This is a genomic window from Pseudomonas sp. B424 (genome assembly GCF_055408345.1).
Window position 1 is genome coordinate 141966 of the sequence record NZ_JBUZTL010000002.1, and the last position, 14367, is coordinate 156332.

Below are 14367 nucleotides of genomic sequence, written 5' to 3' on the forward strand. Positions count from 1 at the left end.
CCCTAGTTTCGTAAACACCTTCATGCCTTAAAATGAGGCCAATCAGGAGGTGCTATGAGCAACCCACGTTATCCCGAAGAATTTAAAATCCAAGCGGTCAATCAAGTGATCGAAAAGAAGCTGCCTGTCGCTGATGTGGCAGCACGTCTCGGCGTATCGACCCACAGCCTTTATGCGTGGGTAAAGCGTTACAGCAAGCCGCAGGAAGAGCGGCAGCAAGGCGATGATCAGCAGGCTGAACTTCGACGCCTGAGGGCGGAGCTCAAGCGGGTTACTGAAGAGCGAGACATATTAAAAAAGGCCGCCGCGTACTTTGCCAAGGAGTGCGGTTGAAGGGTAATCCCCTCATTTCTACTACACATCAGAAATAGAGGTCAGGCCACCCCAATTTCTGTTTAGGGGTAATGCCGCCAAACGCAGCTGATAGCGATAGCACGTGAGGCTGACCCTGAATAATGCTGCACCGACCTGAACGAACCACTTCCTGCGCCATCTTTCGTCGTCGCGATGGCTTCACCACTTTTTTGCCGTGGCATCGTGGATGATTTCGGCTTTTAGGCGCTATTCGGCGTACATTTTTTAAGCCGCCGGTTCTCTTACCTCACACACCCCATTAACCCGATCTTTTTTTGTATAGGAAACGGCAGCAGAACCATCCGGGTTAATGCTCACAGAGAGGGTCACACCATCGCCCTTGGCTTCGTAATAGTTGTCGTTGAACTTCTTCAGCTTGCTCGCTTTGCCGTTGATAAATACAGGGCCACCAGCATCCGCATGTACTTCAATATTGCCCGGGCAGCTTGCATTGAGTGCGGGGATTGCTGCATTCGCTGCGCCCGATACGGCGAGCAAGATTACGAGGGTAAGGGCTTTTTTCATTTTTGAGTTCTCTGCTTGATGGCTTTGCATAAACAGTCTGACTGCAATTTCCTCGTTATGCTCACTCTACTTGGCACTCTTAAGGCGTTCTGCGCACGGCTTCCGAGCTAACTCGGCGGCAGGCGCTCGTGCAGCGTCGGATATCAGTCGTTTCCAGGGGCGCTTTTGGGGCCCCGTGCCCTCATCGTTTGGGACAGCCGGAACAATCCATGAACGAATGATGCTGCACGGGCCCGCCGCCATCCAGGCGCTGTTCAAACCCCTCAAACGATAGCCGGGTAGTCCTCGACACTGTCCGGCCAAGGGCTCAAGACTTCGAAACCGTCGTCCGTCACGGCAACCATGTGTTCCCATTGGGCCGAGAGCGAGTTGTCCTTGGTGACCACGGTCCAGTGGTCGGGCAGGGTTTTCACATGGCGCTTGCCGGCGTTGAGCATGGGCTCGATGGTGAAAATCATGCCTGTCTTGAGCTTCATGCCCTGGCCCGGGTAGCCGTAGTGCAGCACTTGCGGTTCGTCGTGGTACACCTTGCCGATGCCGTGACCGCAGTATTCGCGCACCACGCTAAAACCTTCTTTTTCGGCCAGGGTCTGGATCGCGTGGCCAATGTCACCCAGGGTCGCGCCAGGGCGGACCATGCGGATGCCGGCGCACATGGCGTCGTACGTGGTCTTGACCAGGTGCCGCGCCTGAGCGCTGGGTTCGCCCACGAAGTACATGCGGCTGGTGTCGCCGAACCAGCCGTCCTTGACCACGGCAATGTCGATATTGACGATATCGCCGTCCTGTAACACCCGGTTCGACGGGATGCCGTGGCAGACCACTTCATTGACTGACGCACACACGGTTTTCGGGAAGCCGTGATAGCCCACATTGCCAGGTATGGCCTTCTGCACATTGACGATGTAGTCGTGGCAGATCTGGTCGAGATGGTCGGTGGTAACGCCTGCCTTGACGTGCTGACCGATCATGGCCAGTACCTCGGCCGCCAGTTTGCCCGCGACCTTGGACTGGGCGATCTGGGCCGGGCTGTTGATGACGACGCCAGTTCTCATTGATCCGCTCCCGCAGTGGCATCAGCCAGGTCACACAGTTGTTTCAAGTCGAGGCCGCCTTGCAGTTCGGCACGCACCAGCAAACGGCAAATCTGGTTGTGGTCCAGATCGGGGTGCAGTTCGGTCAGCATGCCGATACGCATCCAGTGCTCGGCTTGCGCGTTGATCGAACGGTTAAGTGCGTTGCTGGCGACGCGCAGGTTTTCATGCGTGGCGTCCGAGATTTTTACGATACCCATCTCAATGCTCAATATGAAATATATATGAAACGTATATTAATCGAGGGCGGGGCGTGATCGCAACCCAAAGGCCTGTCAGGCATGGGCAGGTCTGAGGGTCGATCCCTATGCTGGCGCCATTAAAAAAACAATCAAATACACCATGTACCTCAATGCCTCTCTCCATGGGCTGCTCCACTGGTTGGCCCGGCCTCACCGTAGCCTGGTTGCGCGCTATACCCTGCCGTCGGTGTTCGTGATGAGCATTGCGCTGACCACCCTGGCCGTTCTTTACGAGCAACTGGCCAAGGATTTGCTCAACCGTCTGACCGGCGAGCGACTTGATGCGCAGGCGCTGTCGACGGTAAACCGGTTAAGGAGGCTCCAGGCCGGTTTTTGCGAGGTGCTATTACTCGCCTCTGCAGGATGTTTTTTACATTCGGTGTAACAACCTGAATGATCGAAGGTCTAGGTGGCAGCCTGCATTTTTGATGACCGAGGAGATTTAAGTGATATCGCGCAGAAACTTACTGCCTTCAGGCGCTGCAATAACCGGTTGCGGGTTTTTAGCTTCAACTTGGGCAGGACCGGTACTGGCACAGCAAGTCAGCAATGGCGCCAGCTACACCTTGCCGCTGGAAATCCATGGCATCGTTGATGACACCGGGCAGCAATACTTCATCTTGGGAGGTGCCGGGGTGTTGCTGGTGTTGATCGTTTGGGGGGTAGTGGTACGCAGCAAGCGCAAGCGCGAGCAGGCCATCCTGGATAAAAAGAAGGCCCTGAACCGGCGTTTTCACTCCCGTTGAAGCTCCCTCGCGGGACTGCCCGAGGCCGCGATCTTTTGATCTTGAACATCAAATGACCGCAGCCTGTGGCAGCTCCAGCGGGACTATTCGCCCGTGGCGCTTGGCTTAGCGCAACAAATTGACCTTGGCCAAGTCAATCAACTCTCGGGCCCGGCCGTCCATTACGGTCTTGAGCATGAACAGGCTGAAGCCCTTGGCTTGCTCAAAGGTTTTGCTCGGCGGCATCACCAGTTCCTGACGGGCGCTGACCACGTCGACCAGAACCGGGCCATCATGGTCAAAGGCCTCACGCAAAGCCGCTTCCAGCTCAGACGGATGCTCGACCCGAATCCCTTTCACGCCCATCGCTTGCGCCATGGCGGCGAAGTTCGGGTTTTTCAGTTCGCAGCCCACGTCGGGGAAGCCCGCGGCTTTCATTTCCATTTCCACAAAGCCCAGCGTGCCGTTGTTGAGCACTATTACTTTGATCGGTAAACCGACCTGATTCAGGGTCAGGAAATCACCCATCATCATGGTGAAACCACCGTCGCCGGACATGGAAATCACCTGGCGACCAGGAAACGCCGCCTGTGCCCCGATGGCCTGCAGCATCGCGTTCGCCATCGAACCATGGTTGAACGAGCCGACCAGACGACGCTTGCCGTTCATTTTCAAATAGCGCGCCGCCCAGGCCGTGGGCGTGCCCACATCACAGGTGAAGATGGCGTCTTCAGCCGCCAGTTCACTGACCAGCCTGTTGAGGTACTGCGGATGAATGATTGAGCTGTCGGGGCCGCTTTCGGCGAGTGCGTCGAGGTCTTCGCGGGTTTTTTTGTAGTCCTTGAGCGCCGAATCGAGATGCTGATAATCAGGGTTGCGTGCCACTTTTGGCAGCACCGCCTGCAGTGTCAGCTTCACATCACCGATCAACCCCAGCTCCAGCGGGCAGCGATTGCCCAGTGCTTCGGGACGCAAGTCGATTTGAGCTATATAACCGTGCTCGGGGTAGAACTGGCGATACGGAAAATTGGTGCCGAGCATCAGCAGGGTGTCGCAGTTCTTCATGGCCAGATAACCCGAGGCAAAACCGATCAGCCCGGTCATGCCGACGTCATAGGGGTTGTCGTATTCCACGTGCTCCTTGCCGCGCAGTGCGTGCACGATCGGCGCGTTGAGGCGTTCGGCCAGGGCCAGAATTTCTGTGTGGGCTCCCGCGCAACCAGCGCCGCAGAGCAGGGTGACTTTTTTGCCGTCATTGAGGAATGAGGCCAGTCGGTCGATGTCGGTATCGGTTGGGCGAATCATCGGTGCGGCAGGTTTGAGCCAGTTCGGGACTTTGGCTTCGCAGGCTTGCAGCGCCACATCCCCGGGGATCACCACAACAGCGACCCCGCGTTTGGCGATGGCTACACGCATGGCGCGCTCAAGAACTTGCGGCAACTGTTCGGCCCGCGACACCAACTCCACGTAATGACTGCATTCTTTAAACAGGCTTTCGGGATGGGTGGCCTGAAAGTAGTCGATGCCAATTTCGCTGCTGGGGATATGGGCGGCCAGGGCCAGCACCGGCACACCGCTGCGATGGGCGTCAAACAAGCCATTAATCAAATGCAGGTTGCCCGGGCCGCAACTGCCAGCACACACCGCCAACTCACCGGTCAAGTGCGCTTCGGCGCCGGCGGCAAAGGCGGCGGACTCTTCGTTGCGCATATGTATCCACTCGATTTGCTCCTGACGCCGCAGCGAGTCGGTAAATGCATTCAAGGAATCGCCTACCACGCCAAATACCCGTTTGACGCCGGCCTGTTGCAGGGATTCGGTGATGAAATCGGCAACCGTTCTGGACATGGAAGAAGCTCCTCAGGTAAGAAAACAGATGGCTTGAGCCCGGTGTATTACCGTTTGCCAAGCAGGATAGACACTGCATCCGACCTTGCCGGTTTTTAAAACGTTCGATGAACAAGTGTTCATCAGAGCGCTTGCATGAAGCGCCTGACCCGCAGGAGGCGGCGTCGTTACGTCGCAGCCCGAAAGCAAATGTTTAGCCAGCCCATAACCAAAGGTCTGAAAGCCTGTATTTGACGGACATGGTCTGCCGTGTGAGGCTGCTGTCTCTTTGTAGGTAATGGTTGTAGGTATGAGGCTTGGGCTGATTGGGATTAAGTACCAATTGATGTCGGACGTTTTAGCGTCACGCGCTGTGCCATGCCTTGCTCTTTTGACCTGCGCCACCCCGTCACTATCTGCCCTCCCTTCAAAACTGGCCTTTTGGGCCCTGTTTCATTGCCGGCATGCCCGCCCGCCGGATGCTCGTATTTCCCGTTGAGTCTTGTGTGCCTGCGCCCTTGAGGGTGCGGCCAAAATGGCGTGCCTGTGCGCCTGCCTGAAACGAATTTACGAGTATTCCCATGAGTGCCATCACCGCCTTTGCCCCGCTGCAAGAAGCCCTGGATTTTCTGGAACGGAACCCGGACATCGAGATGTTCGAGCTGTTCATCATCGATAACAACGGCGTGCCCCGGGGCAAGTTGCTGCACCGTGACGAACTGCTGGCGGTCTATGAGAGCGGCCGGCCGCTGCCGAGCACGATCCTGGGGTTGAGCATCAATGGTGATGATGTGGAAAACACCGGGCTGGTGTGGGATGTGGGCGATATCGACTGCCGTGCATACCCCATCAGCGGCAGTTTGCAGCGCATGCCGTGGCGCCTGATCCCGACGGCAGCAGTGCAAGTGAGCATGCACCCGCAGCAGGGCATGCCTGCAACCGTGGCAGACCCCCGGCACTTGTTGGCCAAGGTCATCGACGGGCTAAAGGCGGACGGTTACTACCCGGTGATGGCGGCGGAGCTGGAGTTTTATTTGCTCGATCAACAACGTGACAGTAACGGCCGCCCGCAACCGGCACGCGATGCTGATGGTCAGCGCCCGCGGGCCACGCAGGTGTACGGCTTGCGTGAGCTGGAGCAGATCGAGCCGTTTTTGGCCGATCTGTACAGCGCCTGCAAGTTGCAAGGGATCCCGGCGCGCACGGCGATTTCCGAGTACGCACCGGGGCAGGTTGAGATCACTCTGGAACACCGCAGCGACGCCTTGCAGGCCATGGACGAAGCGGTGCGCTACAAGCGTCTGGTCAAGGGCGTGGCACACAAACACGGGATGGTCGCCTGTTTTATGGCCAAGCCGTTTGATGACTTGGCCGGTACGGGCATGCACATGCATGTGAGCCTGGCCGACAAAGAGGGCAACAACCTGTTCGCCAGCGAAGCGCCGGACGGTACGCCGCTGCTCAGGCACGCGGTGGGCGGGATGCTCAGCACCTTGCTGGATTCGTTGTTGATGTTTTGCCCGAATGCCAACTCCTACCGCCGTTTTCAGAGCAACAGCTATGCACCGCTGGCCGCGACCTGGGGTGTGGATAACCGCACCGTGAGTTTGCGGGTGCCGGGCGGTCCGGCTTTTTCGCGGCATATCGAACACCGTATTTGTGGTGCCGATGCCAACCCGTACCTGGCCGCTGCTGCCATTCTGGCCGGCATTCATCGCGGCATTCGCGAACAGCTCGATCCGGGGGCGCCGGTTGAAGGCAATGGCTACGCCCAGGCCACCGAAATGCTGCCGACCGACTGGTTGACCACCCTGCGTGCACTGCAAGGCTCGGAGTGGGCGAAGGAGGCGTTCGGGCCAGAGTTTCTGAAGGTGTACCTGGCGGTGAAGAATTCCGAGTACCGGCAGTTCATGGGGGAAGTGGGCGAGCAGGACTGGCGCTGGTACTTGCACCAGGCATAGGTTTTTGGCCTGCTTTATCTGCCCGAGCCCTTTGTTTTTCATGCTTTTCTGACAATTTTTTCACTGGCGTCCCGTTAACCTCTGTGTCGATCATCATCAAACACAAGAGTTCGCGGGCCATGTCATCGCAACTACCGTCTACCCGTATTGAGCTTGAGTTCGCCGAGCGTTACGACCGCGAGCATGCGAAGGTTTGCCTGCAGGCACGGCCGCAAGGGCTCGTGCGCAGGTTGGCCTTGTGGCGCGAAAAGCGTCTGGTGCGCCGTGCACTCAAGGTCGCGGGCGAGCCGGGCCTGGTGCTGGACCTGGCCTGCGGTGCCGGGCGTTTCTGGCCGGTGCTGGCCGAACACGGCAACCGGGTGATTCTGGCGGCGGACTCTTCTCAAGGCATGCTCGAGCACGCCCGGACTCATCATTGCGCCGGTCTGCTGGCCCGCATCAAGCTGTTTCAAAGCTCGGTGTTCTCTATCGACATGTCCGAAAACGCGGTGGACTGCATTTTTTGCATGCAGTTGTTCCACCATGTGCGTGACAGTGAACACCGGTTGGCGATTTTGCGTGAGCTGCACCGGGTCAGCCGTGACAGTCTGATCCTGTCGGTGCCGGTTGCTCGTTCGTCGGCTCAGGTCAATGATCTGCAACGTATCGTGGTGAGCAAGGCCGAGATTGAAGACCAGTTTGCAGTGGCAGGTTTCAGCATCCTCAAACAATACGAAGTGCTGCCCGGTTGTGACATGGGCAGCATCTATATCTTGCGCAAAGAGACTTAATTCAGGGCTTTGAGGATCTGGTACGCCAACTCGACCCGTGCGTCGTTGGGGTAGTTTTTGTTGGCCAGGATAACGATTGCCTTTTGCTCGGCCGGCACGAAGACCGCATACGCGCCAAAACCGTTGGTTGAGCCGGTCTTGTTGACCCATACCGCTTGCTGTGGCGCCAGGGGCGGGTTGAGGGCGATTGCGCCATTATTCTCGTAGGCCATTTTGTTCGAGTTGCCCACCAGCAGCGGCTTGAGCTCGACAGGGTAGGGGTACTGCTCCCAGATCAGGTCCTGAGTCATGGGGCCCACCCGGAAATAACCTGTACGGGTGTCGGTCAGTGCGCGGCGAAGGTCCGTGCCCAGCTTGCCCTGGCCCAAACTCAACTCGGTAAAGTGGATCAGGTCACGGGCCGTGGTCTTCAGGCCGTAGGCTTCGTTGCCGAGCACGCCGGCGCTCAGCCTGACCGGTTCGTCCTGCTTGTTATAGCCCTGGGCATAGAGCCCCATTTTGCTCGCCGGTACGGTGTAATAGCTGCTTTCAAGCCCCAGGGCCGGGAACAGTTGTTGCTCCATCGCCTGGTCAAAAGGCATGTTCATGCTCTTGGCGGCAATCACGCCCAGCATGCCAATGCTGGGGTTGGCATAGCTTCGTTGAGTGCCTGTCGGGTACACGGGTTTCCAGGTTTTGAGGTAATCCATCAGTTGCTGTTCGTTCTGCACGCTGTCCGGGACCTGCAACGGGAACCCGCCTGCCGTATGGGTGGCCAGATGGCTCAGCATCACCTTGCCAAAAGGCGTGCCCTCAAGTGCTGGCTCGTACTTGGCAACCGTGTCCGTAAGCGACAGCTGGCCCTTGGCCTGGGCATAAGTGGCCAGGGTGGCGGTAAACACTTTACTGATGGAGCCCACTTCAAACAGCGTGTCGGGGGTCACGGGGGCGCGGGTGGTTTTTGACGCCACACCGTAGTTGTAGAAGTGTTGCTTGCCATTGACGCTGACCGCGATGACCAGGCCCGGCACGGCGTATTGCTCCATCACGTGTTGGGCACCGTTCTGTACCACGGCATCGAGCGTGGGTGCAGGATTTTCCGCCTGGGCCACATTGGTAAAAGCACAAAGACCTACCATTGAGAGAGCAATACCTGACAGCTTGCGGGACATTTGCATTGGATTATCCTCGTTTTTTGTACGGCGCAAATTTACTCGCGTCTTTTAAGCGGCGACTCTACCGGCTTGTCACATAATGTGTTGTAACGAAGTATGTGTGTTGTGGATCCGGGCAACCTACGCCGAAAGAGGTTGTTTGAATGCAGGTTGTGGATTTGATTTTTGTAGGGTTTTTCGTGCACAACATCGCGAATCAATGTCGGGAAAACTCTGGCGGCGATATATCTGGCGGCGATATATACTGCGCGCCATTCTTCAAGGGAGAGCCGTGTGGCCATCGATATTCACTGGATTCGCGACAACGATAGCCTCGGCCAACATTGCGCCGAATGGCAGCATTTGCCGTTCGTAGCCCTCGACACCGAATTTATGCGGGTCGACACCTTTTACCCGATTGCCGGCCTGATTCAGATTGGCGACGGCACCCGGGCTTATCTGATTGACCCGTTGACCATCGACAACTGGCAGCCCCTGTCGGCATTGCTTGAAAATCCGTCGGTGGTCAAAGTACTGCACGCCTGCAGCGAAGATCTTGAGGTTTTGCTACGCCTGACCGGCAGCCTGCCGGTGCCATTGTTCGATACCCAACTGGCAGCTGCCTACCTGAACCTGGGCTTCTCCATGGGTTATTCGCGATTGGTCAAGGAAGTGCTCGACCTCGACCTGCCCAAAGGCGAAACCCGCTCCGACTGGCTGCAACGCCCGCTGTCGGAAACCCAGATCAGCTACGCCGCCGAAGATGCCCAGCATCTGGCGGAAGTGTATGTGCTGTTGCGTCCGCGTCTGTCGGATGAAAAGTACGACTGGGTGCTGGAGGACGGTGCCGAACTGGTCGCCAACCTGCGCCGCGAAGTGGACCCGTACGAGGTGTACCGCGAAGCCAAACTGGCGTGGAAGCTTTCAAGGGATCAACTGGCCGTGCTGCGCGAAATTTGCGCCTGGCGCGAACACGAAGCCCGTGCCCGGGATCTGCCGCGTAACCGCGTCATCCGCGAGCACGCATTGTGGCCGTTGGCCAAAACCCAGCCCGACAACCTGGTCGCGCTGGCGCGTATTGAAGACATGCACCCGCGCACCGTGCGTCAGGACGGCGAATTTTTACTTGATCTGATCAAGCGTGCTGGCAGTCTACCGCCGGATCAATGGCCGCCTGCCGTACCGGAGCCTTTGCCGGTGGAAGCCGCGTTGTTGATCAAACGCCTGCGTGCCATTGGCCAGGCACAGGCCGAGCGCCTGAACATCGCGCCGGAACTGATGCTGCGCAAGAAAACCCTGGAAGCCCTGCTCAAAAGTGGCTTCCCCAATGGCCCTTATCAATTGCCGGACTCACTGCGCGGTTGGCGCCGTGAGCTGATGGGCCAGGCCTTGCTCGATAGCCTAGCCACCGCTGGAGAACCGTCTTGAAACGTATTTGTTCGATCTACCGCAGCCTCAAACGCAACGAAATGTATCTTTATGTGCTCAAGGCCGATGCCCTTGAGCGAGTGCCGGAAACCTTGCTGGCCGCCTTTGGCAAGCCGCACCATGCCTTTGACCTGGTGCTGAGCCCGGAGCGCGCCCTGTCCCGCGAGGACATTAACAAGGTGCTGGAAAACCTGGATACCCAGGGCTATCACTTGCAAATGCCTCCGGCCGAAGACGAATATATCGAGCACTTGCCCGAAGAGCTGTTGCGTCGCAACGACCCGATGTAAGTGCAACGTCAGGTGCCCGGTTCCGGGCGCCTGTGTCAAACGGACTCATATTGATTGGCGGTGGCCGAACGTGACGAGGCAAACCTCGGCGACGGGTGCTGGCAGTGGTTTAGAAAGGTTAGAAACATGCGTGTCCTGATTGCCGAGAACGACTACCCGCTGTACGCCAGGCTTTTGCAGCAAGCCGCCCCCGATCTGCAAGTGCAGACCAGCGGCGACTCGGCGCAATTGGCGAAAATGGCCGCCGAGTGCCCGGTGTGGCTGGGCCAGCCGGATCTGCTGGCGACCCTGTTGCGCCAGGGGCACAAGCCACAGTGGCTGCAATCGACCTGGGCCGGCATCACCCCGTTACTGGCAGAAGGTCTGACCCGTGATTACCGGCTGACACGTGCGGTGGGTATTTTTGGCCAGGTGATGGCTGAGTATGTCTTGACCTACATGCTCGGTCACGAGCGTGAAGTCATGGCCCGGCTGGTCAGCCAGGTCGAGCGCAAGTGGGACAACCGCATGGGCCAGAGCCTGGTCGGGCGCAAGGTCCTGATCGTCGGTGCCGGGGATATTGGCCAGACCGTGGCGCAGTTTCTGTTGCCGTTTGGTGTTGAGCTGTACGCCATCGCCAGCAGCGCCCGAGAGCAGGAACCGTTTACCGAAGTGGCGACCTTGAGTGATCTGCCGCGGCTGGTGGGCCAGATGGACTACGTGGTCAATTTGTTGCCCAACACTGCGCAGACCCATGATCTGTACGATGCCGAGCTGTTTGCGCAATTCAATCCCAATGGCGTGTTCATCAACGCCGGGCGCGGTGTGGCAGTGGTCGATGCCGACCTGGTGGAGGCCTTGCGTCAGGGGCATCTGGCGGGCGCGATCATCGATGTGTGCCGTCAGGAACCGTTGCCGTCCAAACACCCATTCTGGACTGCCTGGGGCTTGCTGCTGACCGGTCACAGCTCTGCACCCACTTCGCCGCCGTTGATGGTGCAACTGTTTGTCGACAACTTGCGGGCGTATCAGGCAGGCCAGCCCCTGCGTGGTGAAGTGGACTTCGACCGCGGGTATTGAAATCGCAGCTTGTCCCTGTGGGGGCGGGCTTGCTCGCGATGACATCAGCGCGGTTTATCAGTTAGACCGCGTGGTCTGCATCGCGGGCAAGCCCGTTCTCACAAGGACGTGATGTGCTTACAAGCTGAAATCACCTTCGGCGACCAGCTTGCTCAGCGGCTCGCGCTGGCTTGGCACTTCCTTGGCTTGCAGGTAGTCCACCAGGCTCGACTTGTCCCCAATCTTGCCGATGGCAACCATGGCCTGTACGGCATAGCCTTCAGGGATTTTCAGCTCTTTGCGCGCACGTTCGAAATCCAGGCCGCTCATGCCGTGGGTATGCCAGCCGCTCAGATGCGCTTGCAAGGCCAGATGGCCCCAGGCTGCACCGGTGTCGAATGCGTGGGTCGGCGCAGGTTTTTCTTCGGTGGTGCCCGGGGCGGCAAAGCTTGTTTTGGACACAATCACCACCAGCGCGGCGGCATGCTTGGCCCAACCCTGGTTGAACTCCACCAGCAGGCTCAGGTAACGCTCGAAGTCAGGCGTGCCGCGCAGGGCGAACAGAAAGCGCCAGGGCTGTGCGTTGTAGGCCGACGGTGCCCAGCGTGCGGCTTCGAAAAAACTCATCAAGGTCGCTTTGTCGATGGTTGCGTCGGTAAAGGCGCGGGGCGACCAGCGCTGGGTGAATTGCTCATGAATCCGGTGTTCGGCTATGCGGTTGGAGGCTGGCATTCGATTTTCCTGAGTTGATTTTTCAGGCACAAAGCTACTGTTAAGCCATTAATGTGACAAGTCCAGTTACACCGTCAGTCACAAGCACTTGGCCCGTAGGGCCTTGGGCACTAGACTGGCGGCCTTTTCCACTCCCTGATGTTGATTTTTGAGCCATGGCCGCAATCGTTGAACCGTTCTGGATCCGCAAAACCCTCGATCAACTTGATCAAGAGGAATGGGAGTCGCTGTGCGACGGCTGCGGGTTGTGCTGCTTGCAAAAGCTCGAAGATGAAGACGACAACAGCGTCTACTACACGCGCATTGCCTGCAAACTGCTCGACCTGAAAACCTGTCAGTGCACCGATTACCCGAACCGTCGTGATTCAGTCCCGGACTGTATTCAGCTGTCGCCGGGCAAGGCCGAAGAGTTCAAGTGGCTGCCGCCGACCTGCGGTTACCGTCTGGTGAGCGAGCGCAAGGACCTGCCGCTCTGGCATCACCTGGTCTGCGGCGACCGTGACGCTGTGCACCATGAACGTATTTCGCAGTCCGGACGCATGCTCGCTGAAGGCAGCGTGCCGGAAGAAGACTGGGAAGATCATCTGATTTTCCGCGCCGGTTAAGTGCCGGAGCGGTTTGCAAGGAGTGTGTATGCCGCTGCGTTACAAATTGCCATTGGGGTTGGGCCTGCTGCTGTTGTTCGGCGGCGGTCCGCTGTGGGCTGCGCAAAAAGTCGACCTGAACTACCACGTGCGCCTGCTGCCGCAAAGCGCCCAGGCCGAGGTGCGGGTCACTCTGGCCGAGGGTTCGGCCGTGCGCAGCCTGGATTTCGACCTCGGGGCGCCGGGCAGTTACACCGACTTCAAGGCAGACGGGCAATGGCAACTGAGTGCCGATCCTGCCCACAGTCGCGGCCTGTGGCATCCCGCGCCGGGCAAGGCCAGCCTGAGCTACCGCGTGCAGTTGAGCCATCCGCGCAAGAACGGCAGCTTTGACACCCGCATCACGCCCGATTGGGCGCTGTTTCGCGGTGAAGACCTGATCCCGCCCGCCAGCCTGGATCAGCAAGACGGCACCGAGCTGGTGTCGCGCCTTGAGTTTGAATTGCCCAAAGGCTGGAAAAGCGTTGAAACCCCGTGGCCGCGCATCGGCAAAAACCGTTTTCGTATCGACGATGTGTCGCGCCTGTTTGATCGGCCCACCGGCTGGATGCTCGCGGGCAACCTGGGCAGTCGCCGTACCACCCTGGGCGAAACCGAAGTGACGGTGAGTGCACCGAAAGGGCAGGGCATGCACCGTATGGATGTGCTGACCTTGCTCACGTTCGTGTGGCCGCAAATCCAGGCCGTGTTCCCGCGCAACCCGCCCAAACTGCTGATTGTCGGCGCGGGCAGCCCGATGTGGAAAGGCAGCGCAGCGGCGCGCAACTCGATTTACGTCTACAGCGGTTTGCCGCTGGTCAGCGAAAGCGGCAGCAGCCCGTTGTTGCGTGAAGTGGTGCAACTGTTCAGCGGCATCAACGACGAGCCGGGCCATGACTGGATCGGTGAAGGCGTGAGCGAGTACTACGCCATCGAACTGATGCGCCGCGCGGGCGGCATGAGTGACGAGCGTTACCTGACCCTGCAACGCAAACTCAATGCTGCCGGCAAGGGCGTGACCCGCTTGCGCGGCCCGCAGGCCAACCCGGCAACAGTTGCGCGGGCAGTTACGCTGTTGCAGGCGCTGGACCGCGAAATCCGTTTGCAAACCCACAACAAGCGCTCGCTGGACGACGTGAGCCAGGCCCTGATGCGCATGGACAAGGTCAATACCCAAAGCTTTATCCAGCTGAGTGAAAGCGTGCTGGGCGGCCCCTCTGAGGTGCTGGACACCCCGTTGTTGCGCTGATCCTGTCATGGGGCCGCTATGCGGCCCATCGCAGCCTCGCTACGCTCGTCAGCGGCTACAAAAGCGACGCCAGGCCAGTCTCCTGTGGGAGCGGGCTCGCGATTCAGGCGCCGCGGTCTATCAGGCGCACTGCGGCGATCCCGTCGCGAGCCAGCCCGCTCCCACATGTTTGCCTGCTTCTTTACGCCTTCTTTACGCCCCCGCACCCCCCTGGGTCTCGATCCTTTACGCCCTCATTCCCCACACTCTCTCCATACGCGGCAAGTGCCGCTTCGGGAGAGTTGCCATGGGCGTTCTGGATGGTGTGTCGCTGCTGTTGGCAGTGGCACTGTTCGTTTATCTGCTGGTTGCGCTGTTGCGCGCAGATCGGAACTAG

Annotated in this window: 16 protein-coding genes and 1 pseudogene; 11 read left to right on the forward strand and 6 right to left on the reverse strand. The window is 58.7% G+C overall.

Annotated elements, in window-relative coordinates; translation table 11 throughout:
- Positions 1–54: 54 nt before the first annotated feature.
- Positions 55–335: pseudogene (locus ACZRMS_RS02995) on the forward strand (transposase); the annotation flags it as partial.
- A 244-nt stretch (positions 336–579) separates the two neighbouring features.
- On the opposite strand, the gene ACZRMS_RS03000 reads toward ACZRMS_RS02995, so the two are convergent.
- The 3 genes from ACZRMS_RS03000 to ACZRMS_RS03010 form a co-directional block, all read right to left on the reverse strand.
- Complete coding sequence (locus ACZRMS_RS03000) at positions 580–879, reverse strand: hypothetical protein (protein ID WP_463994060.1); 300 nt, start codon at positions 877–879, stop codon at positions 580–582.
- Between the two features lie 263 nt (positions 880–1142).
- Entirely contained in the window at positions 1143–1934 is a 792-nt protein-coding gene (map, locus tag ACZRMS_RS03005; protein WP_463994061.1) for a type I methionyl aminopeptidase, read from the reverse strand.
- Positions 1931–2173, reverse strand: a complete 243-nt coding sequence (locus tag ACZRMS_RS03010) for a ParD-like family protein (protein ID WP_463994062.1) — start codon at positions 2171–2173, stop codon at positions 1931–1933. Before ACZRMS_RS03010 ends, map begins: the two co-directional genes overlap by 4 nt.
- Positions 2174–2411: 238 nt before the next feature.
- Here ACZRMS_RS03010 and ACZRMS_RS03015 point away from each other — a divergent pair, with 238 nt between their 5' ends.
- The gene (locus ACZRMS_RS03015; RefSeq protein ID WP_463994063.1) at positions 2412–2600 is read left to right on the forward strand and encodes a hypothetical protein; all 189 of its coding nucleotides are present in this window, start codon (positions 2412–2414) and stop codon (positions 2598–2600) included.
- A 61-nt stretch (positions 2601–2661) separates the two neighbouring features.
- Complete coding sequence (locus ACZRMS_RS03020) at positions 2662–2961, forward strand: GGIII-like transmembrane region-containing protein (protein ID WP_463994064.1); 300 nt, start codon at positions 2662–2664, stop codon at positions 2959–2961.
- Between the two features lie 105 nt (positions 2962–3066).
- Here the strand turns inward: ACZRMS_RS03020 and poxB are convergent, their stop codons facing one another.
- Complete coding sequence (gene poxB, locus ACZRMS_RS03025; RefSeq protein ID WP_463994065.1) at positions 3067–4788, reverse strand: ubiquinone-dependent pyruvate dehydrogenase; 1722 nt, start codon at positions 4786–4788, stop codon at positions 3067–3069.
- Between the two features lie 560 nt (positions 4789–5348).
- Here poxB and ACZRMS_RS03030 point away from each other — a divergent pair.
- The gene (locus tag ACZRMS_RS03030) at positions 5349–6728 is read left to right on the forward strand and encodes a glutamine synthetase family protein (RefSeq protein WP_463994066.1); all 1380 of its coding nucleotides are present in this window, start codon (positions 5349–5351) and stop codon (positions 6726–6728) included.
- A 119-nt stretch (positions 6729–6847) separates the two neighbouring features.
- The gene (locus ACZRMS_RS03035; protein WP_463994067.1) at positions 6848–7498 is read left to right on the forward strand and encodes a class I SAM-dependent methyltransferase; all 651 of its coding nucleotides are present in this window, start codon (positions 6848–6850) and stop codon (positions 7496–7498) included.
- On the opposite strand, the gene ampC is transcribed toward ACZRMS_RS03035, so the two are convergent.
- The gene (gene ampC / locus ACZRMS_RS03040) at positions 7495–8655 is read right to left on the reverse strand and encodes a class C beta-lactamase (protein WP_463994068.1); all 1161 of its coding nucleotides are present in this window, start codon (positions 8653–8655) and stop codon (positions 7495–7497) included. The two genes, ACZRMS_RS03035 and ampC, sit on opposite strands and share 4 nt — an antisense overlap.
- Before the next feature lie 270 nt (positions 8656–8925).
- On the opposite strand from ampC, the gene rnd reads away from it, so the two are divergent.
- The 3 genes from rnd to ACZRMS_RS03055 all read left to right on the forward strand — a co-directional run bounded on the left by rnd (position 8926) and on the right by ACZRMS_RS03055 (position 11408).
- Positions 8926–10059: a ribonuclease D gene (gene rnd / locus ACZRMS_RS03045; protein ID WP_463994069.1), complete on the forward strand. Its 1134-nt coding sequence runs from the start codon at positions 8926–8928 to the stop codon at positions 10057–10059.
- Complete coding sequence (locus tag ACZRMS_RS03050) at positions 10056–10349, forward strand: YcgL domain-containing protein (RefSeq protein ID WP_463994070.1); 294 nt, start codon at positions 10056–10058, stop codon at positions 10347–10349. The genes rnd and ACZRMS_RS03050 overlap by 4 nt, the downstream gene beginning before the upstream one ends.
- Positions 10350–10475: 126 nt before the next feature.
- Complete coding sequence (locus ACZRMS_RS03055) at positions 10476–11408, forward strand: D-2-hydroxyacid dehydrogenase (protein WP_463994071.1); 933 nt, start codon at positions 10476–10478, stop codon at positions 11406–11408.
- Positions 11409–11525: 117 nt separating this feature from the next.
- Here the strand turns inward: ACZRMS_RS03055 and ACZRMS_RS03060 are convergent, their stop codons facing one another.
- A complete protein-coding gene (locus ACZRMS_RS03060) occupies positions 11526–12119 on the reverse strand; it encodes a nitroreductase family protein (protein WP_463994072.1) in 594 nt (197 codons plus the stop codon).
- A gap of 155 nt (positions 12120–12274) precedes the next feature.
- On the opposite strand from ACZRMS_RS03060, the gene ACZRMS_RS03065 reads away from it, so the two are divergent.
- The 3 genes from ACZRMS_RS03065 to kdpF all read left to right on the forward strand — a co-directional run bounded on the left by ACZRMS_RS03065 (position 12275) and on the right by kdpF (position 14367).
- The gene (locus ACZRMS_RS03065; RefSeq protein ID WP_048358670.1) at positions 12275–12724 is read left to right on the forward strand and encodes a YcgN family cysteine cluster protein; all 450 of its coding nucleotides are present in this window, start codon (positions 12275–12277) and stop codon (positions 12722–12724) included.
- A 28-nt stretch (positions 12725–12752) separates the two neighbouring features.
- Positions 12753–13991 (forward strand): hypothetical protein, encoded by a 1239-nt coding sequence (locus ACZRMS_RS03070; protein ID WP_463994073.1) that lies wholly within the window; start codon positions 12753–12755, stop codon positions 13989–13991.
- A gap of 286 nt (positions 13992–14277) precedes the next feature.
- Entirely contained in the window at positions 14278–14367 is a 90-nt protein-coding gene (kdpF, locus tag ACZRMS_RS03075) for a K(+)-transporting ATPase subunit F (protein ID WP_048358668.1), read from the forward strand.